The 19,255-nt window shown below is 73.3% G+C and carries 19 protein-coding genes and 1 riboswitch; of the genes, 7 read left to right on the top strand and 12 right to left on the bottom strand.

The annotated features are described in order from the left end of the window. Nucleotides 1–89 precede the first annotated feature (89 nt). Complete coding sequence (locus ACWDNY_RS04415) at nt 90–869, bottom strand: copper homeostasis protein CutC (protein ID WP_451644196.1); 780 nt, start codon at nt 867–869, stop codon at nt 90–92. Nucleotides 870–954: 85 nt separating this feature from the next. Next, nucleotides 955–1,638 carry a maleylpyruvate isomerase family mycothiol-dependent enzyme gene (locus tag ACWDNY_RS04410; protein ID WP_451644195.1) on the bottom strand — a complete coding sequence of 228 codons (684 nt, stop codon included), beginning with the start codon at nt 1,636–1,638 and terminating at the stop codon, nt 955–957. Between the two features lie 437 nt (nt 1,639–2,075). Between ACWDNY_RS04410 and ACWDNY_RS04405 the strand changes: the two genes are divergently transcribed. Further along, nucleotides 2,076–2,720, top strand: a complete 645-nt coding sequence (locus tag ACWDNY_RS04405) for an HD domain-containing protein (RefSeq protein WP_451644194.1) — start codon at nt 2,076–2,078, stop codon at nt 2,718–2,720. Between the two features lie 28 nt (nt 2,721–2,748). Next, nucleotides 2,749–3,816, top strand: coding sequence for a GNAT family N-acetyltransferase (locus ACWDNY_RS04400; RefSeq protein WP_451644193.1), 1,068 nt, complete (start codon nt 2,749–2,751; stop codon nt 3,814–3,816). A gap of 68 nt (nt 3,817–3,884) precedes the next feature. On the opposite strand, the gene ACWDNY_RS04395 is transcribed toward ACWDNY_RS04400, so the two are convergent. Beyond that, complete coding sequence (locus ACWDNY_RS04395) at nt 3,885–4,163, bottom strand: DUF4031 domain-containing protein (protein ID WP_451644192.1); 279 nt, start codon at nt 4,161–4,163, stop codon at nt 3,885–3,887. A 37-nt stretch (nt 4,164–4,200) separates the two neighbouring features. Continuing rightward, nucleotides 4,201–4,584 (bottom strand): hypothetical protein, encoded by a 384-nt coding sequence (locus ACWDNY_RS04390; protein ID WP_451644191.1) that lies wholly within the window; start codon nt 4,582–4,584, stop codon nt 4,201–4,203. Between the two features lie 56 nt (nt 4,585–4,640). Between ACWDNY_RS04390 and ACWDNY_RS04385 the strand changes: the two genes are divergently transcribed. The 3 genes from ACWDNY_RS04385 (at nt 4,641) to ACWDNY_RS04375 (ending at nt 7,693) form a co-directional block, all read left to right on the top strand. Continuing rightward, on the top strand, nt 4,641–5,573 hold the full coding sequence (locus tag ACWDNY_RS04385; RefSeq protein WP_451644190.1) for a MurR/RpiR family transcriptional regulator: 933 nt from the start codon (nt 4,641–4,643) through the stop codon (nt 5,571–5,573). A 184-nt stretch (nt 5,574–5,757) separates the two neighbouring features. Further along, nucleotides 5,758–6,705, top strand: coding sequence for an N-acetylmuramic acid 6-phosphate etherase (gene murQ / locus ACWDNY_RS04380; protein ID WP_451644189.1), 948 nt, complete (start codon nt 5,758–5,760; stop codon nt 6,703–6,705). A gap of 406 nt (nt 6,706–7,111) precedes the next feature. After that, on the top strand, nt 7,112–7,693 hold the full coding sequence (locus tag ACWDNY_RS04375) for a hypothetical protein (protein ID WP_451644188.1): 582 nt from the start codon (nt 7,112–7,114) through the stop codon (nt 7,691–7,693). Nucleotides 7,694–7,782: 89 nt separating this feature from the next. On the opposite strand, the gene ACWDNY_RS04370 is transcribed toward ACWDNY_RS04375, so the two are convergent. From ACWDNY_RS04370 to thrC, 5 genes are all read right to left on the bottom strand, one after another. Beyond that, nucleotides 7,783–8,916: an NADH:flavin oxidoreductase gene (locus tag ACWDNY_RS04370; protein WP_451644187.1), complete on the bottom strand. Its 1,134-nt coding sequence runs from the start codon at nt 8,914–8,916 to the stop codon at nt 7,783–7,785. Nucleotides 8,917–9,130: 214 nt separating this feature from the next. Beyond that, nucleotides 9,131–10,753, bottom strand: coding sequence for a chaperonin GroEL (gene groL / locus ACWDNY_RS04365; protein WP_451644186.1), 1,623 nt, complete (start codon nt 10,751–10,753; stop codon nt 9,131–9,133). A 463-nt stretch (nt 10,754–11,216) separates the two neighbouring features. Then, nucleotides 11,217–11,420, bottom strand: coding sequence for a cold-shock protein (locus ACWDNY_RS04360; RefSeq protein ID WP_004986573.1), 204 nt, complete (start codon nt 11,418–11,420; stop codon nt 11,217–11,219). Nucleotides 11,421–11,851: 431 nt separating this feature from the next. Beyond that, entirely contained in the window at nt 11,852–12,127 is a 276-nt protein-coding gene (locus ACWDNY_RS04355) for a MoaD/ThiS family protein (RefSeq protein ID WP_361500198.1), read from the bottom strand. Continuing rightward, the gene (thrC, locus tag ACWDNY_RS04350; RefSeq protein ID WP_451644185.1) at nt 12,124–13,407 is read right to left on the bottom strand and encodes a threonine synthase; all 1,284 of its coding nucleotides are present in this window, start codon (nt 13,405–13,407) and stop codon (nt 12,124–12,126) included. Before thrC ends, ACWDNY_RS04355 begins: the two co-directional genes overlap by 4 nt. Nucleotides 13,408–13,425: 18 nt before the next feature. After that, nucleotides 13,426–13,591: riboswitch (SAM riboswitch) on the bottom strand. A gap of 172 nt (nt 13,592–13,763) precedes the next feature. Here thrC and ACWDNY_RS04345 point away from each other — a divergent pair. Together ACWDNY_RS04345 and ACWDNY_RS04340 are read left to right on the top strand one after the other, a co-directional pair. Continuing rightward, nucleotides 13,764–14,732 carry a glucosyl-3-phosphoglycerate synthase gene (locus tag ACWDNY_RS04345; RefSeq protein WP_451644184.1) on the top strand — a complete coding sequence of 323 codons (969 nt, stop codon included), beginning with the start codon at nt 13,764–13,766 and terminating at the stop codon, nt 14,730–14,732. Nucleotides 14,733–14,814: 82 nt separating this feature from the next. After that, on the top strand, nt 14,815–16,254 hold the full coding sequence (locus ACWDNY_RS04340) for an alpha,alpha-trehalose-phosphate synthase (UDP-forming) (protein WP_451644183.1): 1,440 nt from the start codon (nt 14,815–14,817) through the stop codon (nt 16,252–16,254). Between the two features lie 227 nt (nt 16,255–16,481). Here ACWDNY_RS04340 and otsB read toward each other — a convergent pair whose 3' ends face one another. The 3 genes from otsB to ACWDNY_RS04325 form a co-directional block, all read right to left on the bottom strand. After that, nucleotides 16,482–17,348 (bottom strand): trehalose-phosphatase, encoded by an 867-nt coding sequence (gene otsB, locus ACWDNY_RS04335; protein WP_451644182.1) that lies wholly within the window; start codon nt 17,346–17,348, stop codon nt 16,482–16,484. 273 nt (nt 17,349–17,621) lie between these two features. After that, entirely contained in the window at nt 17,622–17,858 is a 237-nt protein-coding gene (locus tag ACWDNY_RS04330) for a DUF3263 domain-containing protein (protein ID WP_451644181.1), read from the bottom strand. A gap of 115 nt (nt 17,859–17,973) precedes the next feature. After that, nucleotides 17,974–19,239 carry an extracellular solute-binding protein gene (locus ACWDNY_RS04325; RefSeq protein WP_451644180.1) on the bottom strand — a complete coding sequence of 422 codons (1,266 nt, stop codon included), beginning with the start codon at nt 19,237–19,239 and terminating at the stop codon, nt 17,974–17,976. Between the last annotated feature and the right edge of the window lie 16 nt (nt 19,240–19,255).

Genomic DNA, 19,255 nt, shown 5'->3' with positions numbered 1-19,255 from the left:
GAGTGGGGGTACCCCCTGCTCGAGCGGAGCCGAGAGCTTGGGGGAGCGTGCCGGGCGTCGCGACGGGGCGAACGTTGCCTGCCGCGGCACTAGCCGTGACCGGAGCCGGCCACCCGGGCACCGGCCTCCCGGGCATTCGCCTGCCGGACGCCGGCCGCGGGGTCGTCGGGCGTCCCGTCCAGCACCGCCCGCCAGCGTGCGACCGCCTCGGCGGTGACCGGTCCGTCCCAGCCGTCCGGCCGGGCCGCCCCGCCGATGTGGAAGGCGTCGATGCCGGCGGCCCGCAGCGCGGGCACGTGGTCGAGGCGCAGCCCGCCACCGACGAGGAGCTGCTGCCCGTACCCCGCCTCGCCGCTCCGCCCGGCCTCCGCGACCAGGGTGCGGAGCCCGTCGTCCACACCCGCCGCCGCCCCGGCCGTCAGATACGTGTCGAGGCCGGGCAGCCCGTCGAGCTGCTTGCGCAGGGCGTCCCGGTCGGCGGCCCGGTCGATCGCCCGGTGGAACGTCCACCGGCACCCCTGGAGCGCGGAGACGATCCGCTCGACGGCGGGCAGGTCCACCCCGCCCGCCTCGTCCAGGAACCCGAGCACGAACTCCCCGGCCCCGGCGGCGCGCAGCTCCCCGGCCGCCCCGACCAGCCGGTCCACGCCCTCGGCGCCGCCCGCGGCGAACCCGTCCGCCAGACGCAGCATCACCCGCAGCGGGAGGTCGACGGCGGCACGGATCGCCGCGAACGCCGCGGCCGACGGGGTGAGCCCGTCGGCCGCCATGTCGGTGACCAGTTCGAGGCGGTCCGCGCCTCCCGCCTGGGCGGCGACCGCGTCGCCCGTGTCGAGGGCGATCACCTCCAGGACTGCACGCGTGCTCATGGAACCCCTTTCCACGGTCTCCCCTGGGGCCTGACAGGTCTAGTCCAATCAGGGTACGCCGGTCGGGGTCCCGCGGGGGGAACGGTCACCCGAAGATGTTCAGCTCGTCCTCCTCCGCGCCCGCGAGCTCGTACTCCGCCCCGGCCGCGGGCAGCGGACGCCCGGCGCAGAGCCGCACAAGGGTGCCGGCGTCGCCGATGTAGCGCGCCGGAGGCCGTCCGCCGTCCACGTCGCCGAGGCGCAGCGGCTCGTCCAGGTCGTCCAGGTCGGCGTGCAGCGGCAGACGGCCCTCCGCACAGGTGACGTGGGCGAGCAGCGCGAGCGCGTACGGCAGCCCGGCGCCGGCGTACGCCCCCGGCTCACCCAGGGTCTCGCGCACGTCGCCGGCGTGCACCCACTCGCCGAGCGCGATCTTGTCCAGCGCCCCGCCGGCCTTCGCGATCACCGGCCCGGCCTCGGTCATCCCGCGCTCCAGCTCGTCCACGACACGCGCATTGCCCCACTCGGTACGCTCGGCGATGTCCCGGTCGTTGGACTCGGGTGAGAACACGCCCTGCTCGAACCGGTTCTCCACCACCCGCATCAACGCGGCGGAACAGTGCGCCAGCACGTCCCGCACCGTCCACCCCGGACAGGCGGCCACCGGCAGCGCGAAGTCCTCCTCGGCCCTGCCCCGCAGCAACGGAATCAGCGCGTCCCGCTCGACGGTCAGCAGCCGCCCGGGCAGCTCGGGGTCTCGTTCGTTCGGCACATCAGCAGGCGTCGTCATGGGGGCCACGCTAGTGCGGCACCGCGGCGCACGTCATGAACCGCCGCCCGCCGTCCGGCGGTCCGCTCTACGACGTGCTCGGCAGGCCCCCGTCGTCTGCCTGCTGCGCAGGAATCACGACCCCGGACGTTACGGGTTTCCCCGGCCCGAACATGAGGCTCGACGGCCGTGCCATCCGTCGGTCGGACACCACGACCCCACCGCGCCACTTGCCCACCGGGTCCTGGTACCGGAACTGAAGCTTCTTCAGCCGCGCCCCGAACTCCTCCCTCAGCGGCCGGTACGCGTCGTCGCAGTGCACGTTCCACGTCACATCGCTCAGGTAGGCATGACACACAATGGGGAGGGTGAGCCTCGTGTCACGCCCGTACGGTGACCAGCGACCACGTCCCTACACCGCGGGACAGGGACGGGCCCGCACCGGGAAGAATGGCCCCATGGCCGACACCGACGCCCTGCGTGCCCGTTTCGCCCGTGCCCTGGAAGGGGCCCGCGGCCCCGGGGGCGGTCCCGACCCCGCGCCGTACGCCGACAACCTGCTCGGCCGCTGGCAGGAGCCGCAGCGGCACTACCACGCGCTCGGGCACCTCACCTCGGTCCTGGACCACGTCGACGTGCTGGAGTCCTACGCCGACGACCCCGACGTGGTCCGGCTGGCGGCCTGGTTCCACGACGCGGTCTACCTGCCCGACCGGTCCGAGAACGAGGAGCGTTCCGCCCGGCTCGCCGAACGGGCGCTCGCCGAGGCCGGGGTCCGCCCGGAGAAGACCGAGGAGGTCGCCCGCCTGGTCCGCCTCACCGTCGGACACGACCCGGCCGGCGACGACCGCGACGGACAGGTGCTGTGCGACGCCGACCTGGCGGTCCTCGCCTCGCCGCCGTCGCTGTACGCCGCCTACACGGCCGCCGTCCGCAAGGAGTACCACTTCGTGCCGAACGAGGCCTTCCGCGCGGGCCGCGCCACCGTCCTGCGGCAACTCCTCGCCCTGCCGCAGCTGTTCAGGACGCCGTACGGGGCCTCGAAGTGGGAGGCGACGGCGCGCTACAACGTCGCCGCCGAGCTGGAAATGCTGTCGACCTGACGGACGGCTCCCGCCTACCCTGCCGCGTATGCGACCAATGGGCGGGGAACAAGTCGAGGAGGCCGTCGCGGGCGCCGTGGCGCTGCTGCGGACGGCGACGGACCGGGACTGGGACGGTGTGCGGGCCGGCGGGCTGGAGTGGAGCTGCCGCCGGACCGCCGAGCACGTCGCCGGCGCCCTGCTGGCCTACGCGGGACAGCTGGCCGGACGCGCGCAGCGGGCCTACGTCCCCTTCGAGATCACCCTGGACGAGGGCACCGGCCCCGCGGACGTCCTGGACGTGCTCGGGACGACCGGCGCCCTGCTCTCCGCGACGCTGCGCACCAGCCCGCGCGAGCTGCGTGCCTTCCACCCGTTCCCGTTCGGCAGCGCGAACCGCGAGGGGTTCGCCGCGATGGGCGTCACCGAGGTGCTGCTGCACACGCACGACATCGCCGAGGGCCTGGGCCTGGCCTACGAGCCGCCCGCCGAGCTCGCCGAGGACGTCCTCGCCCGGATCTTCCCGCAGGTCCCGCCCGGCCCGGCCCCCTGGCCCACCCTGCTGTGGGCGACCGGCCGCGGTGAGCTGCCCGGCCGCGCCCCGGTCACCGAGTGGCGCTGGCAGAACAACCTCGTCATCGAGGCCGGACGCCTCACCCTGCAGGGCGTCACCCCCGCGGCGGCCGACGATCTGCGGCTGGGCGGCGACGGCGGCTTCCTGTGGATCGACACCGGCCCGTGCGAAGGCACGCGCGCGGCGGCGGGGATGACGCTGAAGGCGTACGAGGAGGGCACGCACCGCCCCGACTGGGGGATGTTCGTGCTCGTCCGCCGGGAGGACGGCCGCGCGGTCGGCGGGATGGGCTTCCACTCCGCCCCGGACGCGACGGGCCGCGTCGAGGTCGGCTACGACCTGGCGGAGGCCGCCCGCGGCCACGGATACGCCACCGAGGCCCTGCGCGCGCTGTCCGAGTGGGCGCTGGCCCGGGACGAGGTACGGGTGGTGTGCGCGAACGTCGCCGCGGACAACACCCCGTCGCAGGGCGTGCTGGCGCGCGCCGGGTTCGCACGGGCCGGCGGGAACGCCGAGGAGATCACCTACGAGCTGCGGCGCTGAGGGCCGCCGCGCCCTCCCCTCCGCCCCGGGGTCACGTCGCCCCGCACGGCCGGCGCGCCGTCCGGCGCCTACTCGCAGCCCCGCCGCACGAGCCCCTTGCGGCGGCGCAGCCCGGAGGCGTGCAGCAGCCGCACGACCTCCCGGCTGCTGACCTCCACCGCCCCGGCCGCCACCGCGTCGGCGTACCGGTGGGACGGCAGGTCGTAGTGGTCGCGTTCGAAGGCCCGCCGGGGCACGCCCAACGCCTCGGCGAAGGCGTGCAGTTCGGTGTAGGAGTCGTCGCTGACGAGGTGGGACCACAGGCGGCCGTGCCCGGGCCAGGTCGGCGGGTCGATGTAGACCGTCACGGCGTCACCGCGGCGCACCCGCCCCTCACGGCGACCGTCACGACGACGGCTCCCCTGGCAGCGCCTGCCCGAGCAAGCCGACCGGAGCCACCTTCACCCCCGCCTGGGAGCACACCCAGTGCGGGTCGGGGCCCAGCTCGGGCTCGACGTCCAGCGCGTGCGGGTCGCCCGAGGCGCACACCGGGCACAGCGGCCAGCGGCCGTACCGCTCCAGGAGCGCGTCCTGCACGTCCTGCGCGACCAGACCGGCGACGAAGGCCGCGCCCTCCGGCCACTGCTCGACCCACCAGCGGCGCCCGGCGACGGAGGCCTCCACGAGGGACACCACGTCGGCCTCGGCGACCCTGCCCGCGACCAGGTCGGCGAGCACGAGGGCGCGAGCGGCGTGCAGCGCCTGTTCCAGGGGGCTGATGGCTTCCATGTCCCCATTGTGCGCACTCTTGACCGCACGTCCGAATAGAAAATATCTTTCATCATGTGACCCAGGACGTGAAGGAAATTTTCGCACCCGGGAGCGGGGCCGGCAGCGCACCGCCCGCGCCCGCCGCCCTCGCCGCCAAGGTCCGCACCCTGGCGCCGTCGATGACCCGCTCCATGCAACGGGTCGCCGAGGCCGTCGCGGGCGACCCGGCCGGCTGCGCGGCCCTCACGGTCACCGGCCTCGCCGAGCTCACCGGCACCAGTGAGGCGACCGTCGTGCGCACCGCCCGCCTGCTGGGCTATCCGGGTTACCGCGACCTGCGCCTGGCCCTCGCCGGGCTCGCCGCCCAGCAGCAGTCCGGCCGGGCGCCGGCCATCACGACCGACATCGCGGTGGACGACCCCATCGCCGACGTCGTCGCCAAGCTCGCCTACGACGAGCAGCAGACCCTCGCCGACACCGCCGCCGCACTGGACACGGTGCAGCTCGGCGCGGCCGTCACCGCGCTCGCCACCGCCCGCCGCACCGACGTGTACGGCGTAGGCGCCTCCGCCCTGGTCGCCCAGGACCTCACCCAGAAGCTGCTGCGCATAGGGCTGATAGCCCACGCGCACAGCGACCCGCACCTCGCCGTCACCAACGCGGTGCAGCTCCGCGCCGGCGACGTGGCGATCGCGATCACCCACTCCGGGTCCACCGGCGACGTCATCGAGCCCCTCCGGGCCGCCTTCGAGCGGGGCGCCACCACGATCGCGGTGACCGGCCGGCCGAACGCGCCCGTCACGCAGTACGCCGACCACGTGCTGACCACCTCCACGGCGCGCGAGAGCGAACTGCGCCCGGCGGCGATGTCGTCACGCACCGGTCAGCTGCTCGTCGTGGACTGCCTGTTCGTGGGTGTGGCCCAGCGGACGTACGAGACGGCGGCACCCGCGCTGGCCGCGTCGTACGAGGCCCTGGCCCACCGCCACCGCAGCGCCGCGCGGTAGACCGCAGGACCGCGCGGTGGACCACAGGGCCACCGCTCGGTGGCCCGGCGGCGCCGTGCGGCGGACCGCGGGACCCGGCCCGCCGGGCGAGCCGCGGGCCGTCCGCGCCGCGCGACGCCCCGACCCGGGCCGTCGCGTCACCCCCCACCGAAAGCACCGGACAGCACCGGAGAGAGCCGCTGCCATGACCTTCACGCCCCACTACCGGGAACTGCGTGCCGAGTTGGAGACGCTGACCACGGAGGCGTTCCGCCCCGAGTTCTCCGACATCGACCGGCTGCCCACCCTCGACATCGCCCGGCTCATGAACGCCGAGGACGCGACCGTGCCCGCCGCCGTCGCCGAGCGGCTGCCGCAGATCGCCGCCGCGATCGACGCCGTGGCGGAGCGGATGGCACGCGGCGGCCGGCTGCTCTACGCCGGCGCCGGCACCGCCGGCCGTCTCGGCGTCCTGGACGCCTCCGAGTGCCCGCCCACCTTCAACACGGACCCCGCGCAGGTCGTCGGGCTGATCGCGGGCGGCGCCCAGGCCATGGTCACCTCGGTGGAGGGCGCGGAGGACTCCGGGGAACTGGCGGTCGAGGACCTCGACGCGCTCCGCCTCACCCCCGACGACACGGTGGTCGGCGTCTCCGCCTCCGGCCGCACCCCGTACGCCATCCGCGCGGTGGAACACGCCCGGCGGCTGGGCGCACTCACGATCGGACTGGCCTGCAACGCCGGCAGCGCGCTGGCGGCCGCCGCCGAACACGGCATCGAGATCGTCACCGGCCCGGAGCTGCTCACCGGCTCGACCCGGCTGAAGGCGGGCACGGCGCAGAAGCTGGTCCTCAACATGCTGTCGACGATCACGATGATCCGCCTGGGCAAGACCTACGGGAACCTGATGGTCGACGTGCGGGCCTCGAACGACAAGCTGCGCGCCCGCTCCCGCCACATCGTCGCCCTGGCCACGGGCGCGCCGGACGACGAGATCGAGCAGGCCCTCGCCGCCACCGACGGCGAGGTGAAGGAGGCGATCCTGACGCTTCTGGCCGGGGTCGACGGCCCGACGGCCGCACGGCTGCTCGCCGAGTCGCACGGCCATCTGCGCGCGGCCCTGTCGGCGGCGGGAGACCCGGCGGGGGACTGACCGGCGGGCCGCACGGACAGCCCGGCGGCCGATTTCACTCCCGGGTGAGTGCCGCTATACTCGATCTTGAGCTGGTCGGCAGAACCCCTGCTGTCCGGTCCGGCGTTGGTGGTCCAAGGAAAGACGCCCCGCTTCCTGCGGGGAGATGCAGGTGCAAGGCCTGCCCGGCGCTCGAACACGAAGCCCGCCCCGGCACCCGGGGCGGGCTTCGCCGTGTGTGCCCTCCCGGCCCCGGGTGCCCGGTGGAACCCGGGGCCGGGCCGGCCGCGCCGCCCGGCGGGACCGGCTGCCGGACCGGCCGGACGGCATCTCCCGGAGGCCGGCGTCCGGCGCGGGGGCGGCCCCGGAGGGGTGCGGGGCGGCCCCGGACGCGTGCGGGGGCCGGGGCAGGGCGCAGACTGGCACCATGAACCACGCCCAGCTCACCGCCCTCGGCCGCGCCCTGCGTCTCCTCGGGGAGCACGGCGAGGCCCTCGGCACCGACACGCCCGACGCCAGACTGCACGAGATCAAGGGCGATCTGCGGCGCGCGCTCGACCTGCTGGAGGAGAGCGTCAGCACCGCCGCCCCCGCCACCCGGTGCCCCGAACACCCGAACGGGCCCGTCGACGAGGCCGCACCCGACCTGTGCCTGCTGTGCGAGACCCGGCGCCGGGCCGCCCGCCGGTCCGAACTCAACGACTCCTACCCGGCGTACGCCCGGCCGGCCGAGCCGGCCGCCGCCGTCCCGTCCCGGTACGGCGTGCGTGAGGACCGTCCGCAGCCCCAGCAACGCTGGCTCCCGGAGCAGTGGAACGGACGGGAGTGGCAGCTGTGCGGCACCCCGCGACGCGACCGGCAGGAGGCCGAGCAGTACCTCGCGGCACAGCGCCGCGCCCCGCGGGCCGCCATGGCGTACCGGCTGGTGCACGAGTTCACCGACTACGAGGTGGTGCGCATGTGGGGCACGCCCGTGCGGGTCGACGTCGAGCCGATGGGCGGCATGTAGCCCGCAGGCCGCCCGCGCCCCCGCCGAACGCCGACGGCGCCTCCCGACAGGGAGGCGCCGACCGGGGTTCCGCCGTCGTCCGGCGACGTTCAGCTGAGCGTCTGCAGCGCCGACGCCTCGTACGGCTTCAGCTCGTCGAAGCGGTTGCCGAGGACCTTCGCCGCCCACTCCGGGTCCTGCAGCAGCGCACGGCCCACCGCGACCATGTCGAACTCCTCGCGCTCCAGCCGGTCCAGCAGGTTGTCCAGGCTGCCCACAGAGGCGCCCTCGCCCTGGAACGCCTTGAGGAAGTCGCCGCCGTCCAGGCCGACGGATCCCACCGAGATGACCTGCTTGCCCGTCAGCTTCTTGGTCCAGCCGGCGAGGTTGAGGTCCGAGCCCTCGAACTCCGGGAGCCAGTAGCGGCGCGTGGAGGCATGGAATACGTCCACACCGGCCGCCGCCAGCGGGGTCAGAAGGGCCTCCAGCTCCTCCGGGGACTCGGCGAGCCGGGCGTCGTACGCCTCCTGCTTCCACTGCGAGTAGCGGAAGATCACCGGGAACTCGGGCGAGACCGCCTCGCGGACGGCCGCCACCAGCTCGGCCGCGAACCTCGTGCGGGCCACCGCGTCGCCGCCGTAGGCGTCCGTACGGCGGTTGGTGCCCGCCCACAGGAACTGGTCGACCAGGTAGCCGTGGGCGCCGTGCAGCTCCACGCCGTCGAAGCCGATGCGCTCGGCGGCGGCGGCCGCCTCGGCGAACGCGCCGATGACGTCGTCGATGTCCCGCTGCGTCATGGCCTTGCCCGTGCCCGCGGTGCCGTCGACGCGCAGCCCGGAGGGGCCGACGGCAGGCGCGTCCGGGAACGGCCCCCGGCCCTGCTCGCGGACCATGCCGATGTGCCAGAGCTGCGGCACGATCGTGCCGCCGGCGGCGTGCACGGCCTCGGCGACCTTCGCCCAGCCCGCCAGCTGCTCCTCCCCGTGGAAGCGCGGCACACGCCCGCTGCCGCCGGCGGACTCGTGCCCGACGTAGGTGCCCTCGGTGACGATCAGGCCCACACCCGCGGCGGCGCGCCGGGCGTAGTACGACACCACGTCCTCGCCGGGCACGCCGCCCGGGGAGAACATGCGCGTCATCGGCGCCATCGCGATCCGGTTGGGGACGGTCAGGCCGTTCAGCACGACGGGACGGGAGAGGATCTCGGCCGCGCGGGAGGCGGACGCTGAGGCGTTGGCAGTCACGTGAGGGGCTCCTCGGTCGGGGTCGGGGGCAGGATACCGGATGGTATGTGCATGCGCATCGAAGGTCGTCACTGCCACAACCCCTCCGCCCCGCCGCGGCATTCCACCCCGCGCGGCGCCCCGCCTGTGATCCCGGACACGCCCGAGGGCGGCACCCCCTGTCTCCAGGGGGTGCCGCCCTCGGTACGTGGGACGGTCGACCGGCCGGGGCCGATCAGAAGTCCATGTCACCGCCCGGCATGCCGCCGCCGGCCGGAGCGGCGGCCTTCTCCGGCTTGTCGGCGATGACGGCCTCGGTGGTGAGGAACAGCGCGGCGATGGAGGCGGCGTTCTGCAGCGCGGAACGGGTCACCTTCGCCGGGTCGATGATGCCCTCGGCCACCAGGTCGACGTACTCGCCGGTCGCGGCGTTGAGGCCGTGACCCGGGGTCAGGTTGCGCACCTTCTCCACCACGACGCCGCCCTCGAGGCCGGCGTTGACGGCGATCTGCTTCAGCGGGGCCTCGAGCGCGAGCTTCACAGCCTGGGCGCCGGTCGCCTCGTCACCCTCGAGCTCCAGCTTCTCGAAGACCTGGGAGGCCTGCAGCAGGGCCACGCCACCACCGGCGACGATGCCCTCCTCGACGGCGGCCTTCGCATTGCGGACGGCGTCCTCGATGCGGTGCTTGCGCTCCTTGAGCTCCACCTCGGTGGCGGCACCGGCCTTGATGACCGCGACACCGCCGGCGAGCTTCGCCAGGCGCTCCTGCAGCTTCTCGCGGTCGTAGTCGGAGTCGCTGTTCTCGATCTCGGCGCGGATCTGGTTCACGCGGCCCGCGACCTGCTCGGGGGAGCCGGCACCGTCGATGATCGTGGTCTCGTCCTTGGTGACGACGACCTTGCGGGCGCGGCCCAGGAGGTCCAGGGACGCGTTCTCCAGCTTGAGGCCGACCTCCTCGGAGATGACCTCGCCGCCCGTGAGGATGGCGATGTCGCCGAGCATGGCCTTGCGGCGGTCGCCGAAGCCCGGGGCCTTGACGGCGACGGACTTGAAGGTGCCGCGGATCTTGTTGACGACCAGGGTCGACAGGGCCTCGCCCTCGACGTCCTCGGCGATGATCAGCAGCGGCTTGCCGGACTGCATGACCTTCTCCAGCAGCGGGAGCAGGTCCTTGACCGAGGAGATCTTGGAGTTGGCGATGAGGATGTAGGGGTCCTCGAGCGTCGCCTCCATGCGCTCCATGTCGGTCGCGAAGTAGGCCGAGATGTAGCCCTTGTCGAAGCGCATGCCCTCGGTGAGCTCGAGCTCAAGACCGAAGGTCTGCGACTCCTCGACGGTGATGACGCCTTCCTTGCCGACCTTGTCCATCGCCTCGGCGATGAGCTCGCCGATCTGGGTGTCGGCGGCGGAGATGGAGGCGGTGGAGGCGATCTGCTCCTTGGTCTCGACCTCCTTGGCCTGGTCGAGCAGGGCGGCGGAGACGGCCTCGACGGCCCTCTCGATACCGCGCTTCAGCGCCATCGGGTTGGCACCGGCGGCGACGTTGCGCAGGCCCTCCTTGACCAGGGCCTGGGCGAGAACGGTCGCGGTGGTCGTACCGTCGCCGGCGACGTCGTCCGTCTTCTTGGCGACTTCCTTGACCAGCTCGGCGCCGATCTTCTCGTACGGGTCCTCGAGCTCGATCTCCTTGGCGATGGAGACGCCGTCGTTGGTGATCGTGGGGGCGCCCCACTTCTTCTCGAGGACGACGTTGCGGCCCTTGGGGCCGAGGGTCACCTTGACGGCGTCCGCGAGCTGGTTCATGCCGCGCTCGAGGCCGCGCCGCGCCTCCTCGTCGAACGCGATGATCTTGGCCATGTGAAGTGGTCCCTCCAGGACTGGGGGTGATTACTTCGGACCGCGCCCGCGCCCGCGACGGACGGCCCCGACCGGAGGTTCCCTGCCCCACCCGGCCCGTGGCCTCACCGACCCGGTCCTCGTTGTCACTCTCACCTTCAGAGTGCTAACGCAATGATTAGCACTCGGCCCCTGCGAGTGCAAGCGCCCCCGGGGGGTCCGCGGACGACTCAGCCGGGCGCGAACACGGGTGCGCCCCTGTGGCGGCACCGGGCACACGGGGCGGCCTGGGGGGCACCGGGTCCGGCACCGGGTCCGCGGATCCGCCGCGGGCGGCCGGCCCGGCGACCGCCGGCCGCCCCGCCCCCTGCGAACCCGTCCGCCGACCCACCTGCGAACCCGCCTCCGGGCGCGCCGAAGGGCCCGCGCCCCAGCGGGGACACGGGCCCTTCGAGAAGAACGTCGCTCGTGGTGGTCGCGCGATTCAGGCCGTGACGCGGACCATGTCCGCCTGCGGGCCCTTCTGGCCCTGCGAGATCTCGAACTCGACCCGCTGGCCCTCTTCCAGCGTGCGGTAGCCGTCCATCTGGATCGCGCTGTAGTGGACGAAGACGTCCGCACCACCGTCGACCGCGATGAAGCCGTACCCCTTCTCCGCGTTGAACCACTTGACGGTGCCCTGAGCCATGCCTAACTCCCCTATTACTGGCCCTTGCACAGATCCACACTTCGCGGATCCGGGTCAGACCTCACCCCCCATGGATTGGGGGCGTGCGCCGGAACGCGTCGACCGCGGCTGAATGTATCTGTCCAACTGCCGTCTGCAACAGGTCATCCGGACGAGAATTCCGGACGACCGGACGCCGGGAATATGACGACAATTCGCCTGAATTCAGGGCAAGTCGGGCCCCACAAACAGAACAAAAGCCGCGGAAAAGGCCCGGACTTTGGCTACTTCTTGTCGGGCGTGCGGCAGGAATGAAAGGCGTCCGGTGCGCGGACCGGAGACGCGTTCCCCAACTCTACCGCGCTCAATCACACGGAATTGCCCCCTCCGTTTCTCTCACGGAGGGGGCAATGCGGCATACGCGCGGTGACGGGCGTTACCGAGGGTAATGATCAGCCTCCGGCGACGGCCGGGATGATGGACACGCCCGCGCCGTCGGGGGTGGCGGTCTGCAGGCCCTGCTCGAACCGGACGTCGTCGTCGTTGACGTAGACGTTGACGAAGCGGCGCAGCTTGCCCTGGTCGTCCAGCACCCGGGCGGCGATGCCGGTGTGGTTCTTCTCCAGGTGCTCGATGACCTCGGCGAGGGTGGCGCCCTCGGCCGTCACCTCGGCCCGGCCGCCGGTGTAGGTGCGCAGGATGGTCGGGATGCGAACGGTCACGCTCATGCGAGGCCAGCCTCTCGGAAGGAGTCCAGGGTCGGGCGGATGGTCGCGGTCGGGCCCGTGCCCGCCACCGCGTCCAGGGTCTTCAGGCCGTCACCGGTGTTGAGGACGACCGTCGTCAGGGCCGGGTCGAGGACGCCCGCCTCGATCAGCTTCTTCGTCACGCCGACGGTCACGCCGCCCGCCGTCTCCGCGAAGATTCCCTCGGTGCGCGCCAGCTGCCGGATGGCGTCGACGACCTGATCGTCGTTCACGTCCTCCACGGCGCCGCCGGTGCGGCGCGCGATGTCGAGGACGTAGGGGCCGTCGGCCGGGTTGCCGATCGCCAGCGACTTGGCGATGGTGTTCGGCTTCTGCGGGCGGACGACGTCGTGGCCGGCCTTGAAGGCGGTGGACACCGGCGAGCAGCCCTCGGCCTGGGCGCCGAAGATCCGGTACGGCCGGTCCTCGACCAGCCCGAGCCGGACCAGCTCCTGCAGGCCCTTGTCGATCTTCGTGAGCTGGGAGCCGGAGGCGATCGGGACGACGATCTGGTCGGGCAGCCGCCAGCCGAGCTGCTCGCAGATCTCGTAGGCCAGCGTCTTGGAGCCCTCGGCGTAGTACGGCCGCAGGTTGACGTTGACGAAGCCCCAGCCCTCACCGGCCGGGTCGCCGATCAGCTCGGAGCAGAAGCGGTTCACGTCGTCGTAGTTGCCCTCGATGCCGACGAGCTCGCCGCCGTAGATCGCGGCCATGACGACCTTGCCCTGCTCCAGGTCGTGCGGGATGAACACGCAGGAGCGGAAACCGGCCCGGGCGGCCGCGGCGCCGACGGCGCCGGCCAGATTGCCGGTGGAGGAGCAGGACAGGGTGGTGAAGCCGAAGGCGCGGGCGGCCTCCAGGGCCTGCGCGACGACGCGGTCCTTGAAGGAGTGCGTCGGGTTGCCGGAGTCGTCCTTGACGTACAGCCCGCCGGTCACGCCGAGTTCACGGGCGAGGTGGTCGGCCTTGACGAGCTTGGTCCAGCCCGGGTTCAGGTTCGGCTTGGTCGCCACGTCCGCGGGGACCGGCAGCAGCGGCGCGTAGCGCCAGATGTTCGCGGGACCCGCCTCGATCCGCCTGCGCAGCTCCTCGGTCTCGTAGGCCGAGAAGTCGTAGGCGATCTCCAGCGGGCCGAAACACTCCTCGCACGCGAAGACCGGTCCGAGGGGGACACGGTGACCGCACTCGCGACAGCTCAGGGCCGCGGCGGGGCCGAGGTCGACGGTGGATCCGGTGCTGCTTGCAACAGTCTGCACAGCCATGTGAGGCGAGGCCCTTTCTCCTCATCTTCCTCACGACGCATCTCGCCGTGAGACGGATTTGGCACCTTCCCTAGCCGGGAGCCTCGCGGAGACGATCCTGCACGCACAGCGATCGTCACGAGAACCGGCTGGAGGGTTGCCGGGGCTTCATCGGGCCGTGTCCCTCTGCCCCTCTGGATGAGCGGTATGTGATTGTCGGCGCGCGGCGGCCCCCCGACATGCGACGGTCACGCGCGTTGTTCAAGACTGTAACCGAAGGCCAGGACAGTTCAGAGAAACGTCCGAACCGCGAGACGGGTCACGGACCGAGCGTTCCGTCACCGTGATCCGAGGCATCAGTGAGGGAGCCGCCGACCATGCTGGAAGAAGTCGAGCGCTGGCTCAGGACCCGCTCCTGGTCCGTCACCGATCGTCCGCTGCACAGCCTCCTGGCCGCGAAACGCGCCGGCGGGTCGTCGGTCAGCGTGGTGCTGCCCGCCCTCAACGAGGAGGAGACGGTCGGCGACATCGTCGCCGCCGTCCGCCGCGACCTCGTGGTGCAGGCCCCGCTCGTCGACGAGATCGTCGTGGTCGACTCGGGCTCCACCGACCGCACTTCCGAGGTCGCCGCCGCCGCGGGCGCCCGGGTCGTCCACCGCGACGGGATACTGCGGCGCATCCCCGCCGTGCCCGGCAAGGGCGAGGTGCTGTGGCGCTCGCTGCTCGTCACCAAGGGGGACATCGTCTGCTTCGTCGACGCGGACCTGCGGGAGTTCTCCTCCGACTTCGTCACCGGGATCGTCGGCCCGCTGCTCACCGACCCCGGCGTCGACCTGGTCAAGGCGATGTACGACCGCCCGCTGGCCCTGGCCGGCCAGGAGGCGAACAGCGTGCCGGCCGGGCAGGGCGGACGCGTCACGGAGCTGATGGCCCGGCCGCTGCTCAACATGCACTGGCCGCAGCTGGCCGGCTTCGTGCAGCCGCTCGGCGGCGAGTACGCGGCCCGTCGCTCGCTGCTGGAACGGCTGCCGTTCCCCGTCGGCTACGGGGTCGAGCTCGGCATGCTCGTCGACGCGCTCCACCTGGTGGGGCTGGACGCCCTCGCCCAGGTCGACGTCGGCGTGCGGCTCCACCGCCACCAGGACGGGCAGGCGCTGGGCCGCATGGCCGCCGCGATCTACCGCACCGCGCAACTGCGCCTGGCGCGCGGCCATCTGGTCCGCCCGTCCCTGACCCAGTTCGAGCGGGTCGAGCACGGCTTCGCACCACGGACGTACGCGGTGGACACCGAGGAGCGGCCGCCGATGGTCGAGGTCGCCGAGTACGCGTCCCGGAGAGTGGCGTGAAAACCGCCGCCGCCTCCTGTTCGGCCGGTACGAACCGGAACCGTACGTTTGAGCGTTTCCGGGCCGGGCTAGGTTGAGGCGTATGGCTTCAATGCACGGTGCCGAGGTGCTGGTCGCGTCCAATCGCGGCCCGGTTTCGTACGAGCTGCGCGAGGACGGCTCGCTGCACGCCCGACGCGGAGGCGGAGGGCTGGTCTCGGGGCTGTCGGCGATCGGGCCCGAGGCGGGCGCGGTGTGGGTGTGCGCCGCCCTGAGCGACGCCGACCGCGAGGCGGCACGCCGCTTCGAGGGCGGCCGCCGGCTGCCGGCCGACGCGACCGGCGGCCAGCAGGTCCGCATGCTCGACATCGACGCCGACGCCTTCGCCGACGCCTACAACGGCATCGCCAACTCGGTGCTGTGGTTCGTCCACCACATGCTGTACCAGACGCCACTCGAACCGGTGTTCGACGCGGAGTTCCGCCGCCAGTGGGCCTCCTACGAGGCCTACAACCGGGCCTTCGCCCAGGCGCTGGCCGAGGAGGCGTCCGAGGGCGCGGCGGTCGTCGTCCAGGACTACCACCTCACCCTGGTACCGGGGATGCTCCGCGATCTGCGCCCCGACCTGCGCATCGGCCACTTCTCCCACACGCCGTGGGCGCCCGTCGACTACTTCCGCATGCTGCCGGACGACATCGCCGAGCAGGTGCTGCGCGGCATGCTGGGCGCCGACCGGCTGGGCTTCCTCACCCGGCGGTGGGCGGACGCGTTCACCGGCTGCTGCGAGGAGATCGTCGGCGGGCTGTGGGACACGCGGGTGGGCGTGCACGGACTGGGCGCCGACGCCGCGTACCTGCGGGAGCGCTCGCACCGGACCGACGTCGAGGAGCGGATGACGGCGCTGAGCGAGGAGATCGGCACCGGGCCCGACGGCGCGCCGCGCAGGACGATCGTTCGGGTCGACCGGACCGAGCTGTCGAAGAACATCGTGCGCGGCCTGCTGGCCTACCGCCGGCTGCTGGAGGACCACCCCGAGTGGCGCGAGCGGGTCGTCCACGTGGCCTTCGCCTACCCCTCCCGCCAGGACCTCGCCGTCTACCGCGCGTACACGGCCGAGGTGCGGCGGCTCGCGGAGGAGATCAACGAACGGTACGGCACGCCCGGGTGGACGCCCGTCGTCCTGCACGTCAGGGACGACTTCGCCCGCTCGCTGGCCGCCTACCGGCTGGCGGACGTGGCACTGGTGAACCCGATCCGGGACGGCATGAACCTGGTCGCCAAGGAGGTGCCGGTCGTGTCGGACGCGGGCTGCGCGCTGGTGCTGTCCCGGGAGGCCGGGGCGTACGCGGAGCTGGGCGAGGACGCGATCGTCGTCAACCCGTACGACGTGGTCGGGACGGCGGAGGCGCTGCACGAGGCGCTGCGGATGCCGGAGCACGAGCGGGCGGAGCGCTCGAAGCGACTGGCGGCGGCCGCGACGGCGCTCCCGCCGGCCCAGTGGTTCCTGGACCAGCTCGACGAACTGAACGCCCGCCCCGCCTGACGCCGCCCACCGGACCGACCGGGCCCCGGCACACCCGGGGCCCGGTCGGTCCCGTCATGCCCGGCACACCCGGGGCCCGGTCGGTCCCGTCATGCCCGGCGCACCCGGGCCCGCCGCCCGGCCCGCCCTGTCGGCACACCCGGGGCCGGTGCGGCCGGGAGCGGGACGGCGCTCGGTCGGTCGGAGCCGTGCCCGCGCCCGGTGTGGCCGGGAGCGGGACGGCGGTCTCAGGGCAGCCGCTCCGCCAAGGCCCTCAGCAGCTCCACCACGCCCGCCGGGCCGTCCACCACCAGGTCCGCCCGGTCCGCCAGCTCCGTCACCTCGGTGCTGCCGCTGCACACCAGGACGCCCGGCACGCCGTCCGCGCGGAGGGTGTCGACGGCGGCGTAGGCGGGCAGGTCCCCGAGGTCGTCGCCGGCGTAGAGGACGGAGCCGGCGCCGACGCGGCGGACGTACTCCGACAGCGCCACCCCCTTGTCCACACCCGGCGGGCGGAGCTCCAGGACCAGCCGGCCCGGCTCCAGGACCAGCCCGTGCCGGTCGGCGAGGCCGGCGAGGGGCTCGCGGAGCAGCTCGAACGCGGCCTGCGGGTCCTCGGCGCGGCGCGTGTGGACGGCGACGGCCCGGCCCTTCTCCTCGATCCAGGTGCCCTGCCAGGCGCCGACCCGGTCCAGGAGACCGGGCAGCTCGGCGCGGGCGGCGGCGACGCCGGGGTGCGGGGGCGGCGCGACGATCTCGCCGGTCGCGGCCTCCCAGCGCTCGGCACCGTAGTGGCCGAGAACGACGAGGTGCTCCAGACCGGGCACGCCCGCGAAGCCGCCGTAGCGCACCGCGACCCCGGCCGGGCGGCCGGTGACCACCGCGACGGCGCCCACCTTCGGGGCGAGCGCTGCCAGCGCGGGGACCGCGTCCGGGTGCGCCCGGGCCTGGTCCGGGTCCGGCACGATCGGGGCGAGGGTCCCGTCGAAGTCGAGCGCGATCAGCGCCTTGCCGGGCTGCGCGAGCATCGCGTCGAGCCCGTCCCGGCCGGCCTGCGTGGCGGGCGTCGGCAGGAGGTGCCTGGGGTTGGTCGAGTCCGTGTCGTGGCTGCCCATACGGCGAACCTATCCAGCGCGCCCCGACCGCACGCCTGCCCGAAGGGCCTGTCGTCCCGAACGGCACGACGGGAACGCCGACAGCCCACCGCGACCGGCGACGGCCACGACGGCGCGGGCCGGTCGCCCCGCGCCGCTGCCAGGCGCCGACCCGGTCCCGGAGACCGGGCAGCTCGGCGCGGGCGGCGGCGACACCGGGGGACGGAGGCGGCAGCCCCGGGAACGGTCACCGGTCGCGCGCCGGGTGCCGGCGCCGCGTGCGGCACCCGCGGCTCACCGCTCCCCGCGCCGCCTCTCCCGTACCCGCCGCAGCCGGTTCACCGTGACCGGATCGTGCGCCAGCGCCCGTGTGTCGTCGAGGAGGGCGTTGAGCAGCTGGTAGTAGCGCACGGGGGACAGCCCGAGCTCCTCACGGATCGCCCGCTCCTTCGCGCCGGGCCCGGCGAAACCGCGGCGCTCCAGCGCGAGGATGTCCCGTTCCCTGCCGCCGAGCCGCTCCTGGTCGTCCATACCGGCACGGTAACCCCGGCCACCGACACCACGGCGGGTCACCGCCCGGCCGCACCCGCGCCCGCGGGGCCGCTGCCGACCGCGACCCGGAAGGGCGGCGGGCGGAGGCGTTCGCCTACTCGGCCGCGCTGTCCGCTGCGGACGCCGTCGCCTGGAGCCGTCCGAGGACCGCCGAGGGGCTGCCGTCCGGGGCGACCGCCTGCCCGATCGTCTTCTTGATGTCCGCGCTCACCCGCCCCCACGACGTCTTGCCGACCGGGTAGAGGTGGGCGACCGGCAGCTCCTCCAGGAACGGCCGGAGCTTACTGTCCCGCTCCGCCTGAGCCATGGCCTCGGACGCGGACTCGGTGACGGGCAGCAGGTCGTACTCGCGGGAGAAGTCCAGGACGTTCTTCTCGCTGTAGACGAAGTCGAGGAAGTCGCCGACCTCGTCGCGGTGGCCGTTCTTCTTGAACGCCGCCATCCAGTCCGTGACGCCCATGGTCGTCTTGGGCGTGCCGTCGCGGCCCGGCATCGGCACCGTGCCGAACTTCACGCCCTTCTTCGCCGCCTGCTGTATCAGCGTCGGGTGGCCGTTGAGCATGCCGACGTCGCCGGCGGCGAACGCGGCGAACGCGTCCGCGCGATTGAGTTCGCCGGGCTTCACCGGCCCCGTGAGCCCCTTGCCGACCAGCTCGTCCTTGAGCCAGGTGAAGGTCTGGACGTTCCGCTCGGAGTCCAGGGTGTAGGTGCCGATGTCGTCGGTGTAGCCGCCCCCGCCGCCGAGCAGCCACTGCATCGTCTCAGCCTGTGCCTCCTCCGGCCCGAGGGGCAGCGCGTAGGGGTACTTCACGCCCTCGGCCTTCAGTGCCCGGGCCGCGGCCGCCAGCCCGCTCCACGTCTTGGGCGGGGTGACGCCGGCCTTGGCGAAGAGGGTCTTGTTGTAGAACAGGACGCGCGTGGAGGCCGCGAACGGGATGCCGTACTGCGTGTGCCGCACCTGCCCGGCGTCCGAGAGCTGGCCGAGGAAGTCGCCCTGGACGGGGATGGAGAGCAGGTCGTCGGCGCGGTAGAGCAGGTCCTCGGCGGCGTAGTCGGCGTACGCCCCGATCTGCGCGAGGTCCGGGGCCTTCCCGGCGGCGACCATCTCCCCGACCTTGCGGTCGACGTCGTTCCAGGAGTAGACGCTGACCTCGACGTGCACGTCCGGGTGCCGGGACTCGTAGTCCTTCACCAGCCGGTCCCAGTACTTCTGCGAGCTGTTGGCCGCGGAGTCTCCGTAGTCGGCGGCGACCAGCCGGAGGGTGACGCCGGAGGAGCCGGTGCTCCCGCAGCCGCCGAGAACCGCCGTCATGCCCAGTGCGGACACCACCGCGATCATTCCTGTCCTGCGCCGCTGCACAGCCTCTCCCGTCCCG

Source organism: Streptomyces sp. NPDC003697 (genome assembly GCF_053587115.1).
Note: the sequence above shows the minus strand (reverse complement) of the source record. Positions and strands in the feature narration are given on the sequence as shown.

Coding starts and splice junctions, on each gene's coding strand:
- ACWDNY_RS04390 (WP_451644191.1), bottom strand. CDS start 4,584: ATGGAAGCCATCAGCCCCCTGGAACAGGCGCTGCACGCCGCTCGCGCC.
- groL (WP_451644186.1), bottom strand. CDS start 10,753: ATGGCCAAGATCATCGCGTTCGACGAGGAGGCGCGGCGCGGCCTCGAG.
- ACWDNY_RS04360 (WP_004986573.1), bottom strand. CDS start 11,420: ATGGCTCAGGGCACCGTCAAGTGGTTCAACGCGGAGAAGGGGTACGGC.
- ACWDNY_RS04400 (WP_451644193.1), top strand. CDS start 2,749: ATGCGACCAATGGGCGGGGAACAAGTCGAGGAGGCCGTCGCGGGCGCC.
- ACWDNY_RS04355 (WP_361500198.1), bottom strand. CDS start 12,127: ATGAGCGTGACCGTTCGCATCCCGACCATCCTGCGCACCTACACCGGC.
- thrC (WP_451644185.1), bottom strand. CDS start 13,407: ATGGCTGTGCAGACTGTTGCAAGCAGCACCGGATCCACCGTCGACCTC.
- ACWDNY_RS04405 (WP_451644194.1), top strand. CDS start 2,076: ATGGCCGACACCGACGCCCTGCGTGCCCGTTTCGCCCGTGCCCTGGAA.
- ACWDNY_RS04345 (WP_451644184.1), top strand. CDS start 13,764: ATGCTGGAAGAAGTCGAGCGCTGGCTCAGGACCCGCTCCTGGTCCGTC.
- murQ (WP_451644189.1), top strand. CDS start 5,758: ATGACCTTCACGCCCCACTACCGGGAACTGCGTGCCGAGTTGGAGACG.
- ACWDNY_RS04340 (WP_451644183.1), top strand. CDS start 14,815: ATGGCTTCAATGCACGGTGCCGAGGTGCTGGTCGCGTCCAATCGCGGC.
- ACWDNY_RS04415 (WP_451644196.1), bottom strand. CDS start 869: ATGAGCACGCGTGCAGTCCTGGAGGTGATCGCCCTCGACACGGGCGAC.
- ACWDNY_RS04410 (WP_451644195.1), bottom strand. CDS start 1,638: ATGACGACGCCTGCTGATGTGCCGAACGAACGAGACCCCGAGCTGCCC.
- ACWDNY_RS04330 (WP_451644181.1), bottom strand. CDS start 17,858: ATGGACGACCAGGAGCGGCTCGGCGGCAGGGAACGGGACATCCTCGCG.
- otsB (WP_451644182.1), bottom strand. CDS start 17,348: ATGGGCAGCCACGACACGGACTCGACCAACCCCAGGCACCTCCTGCCG.
- ACWDNY_RS04375 (WP_451644188.1), top strand. CDS start 7,112: ATGAACCACGCCCAGCTCACCGCCCTCGGCCGCGCCCTGCGTCTCCTC.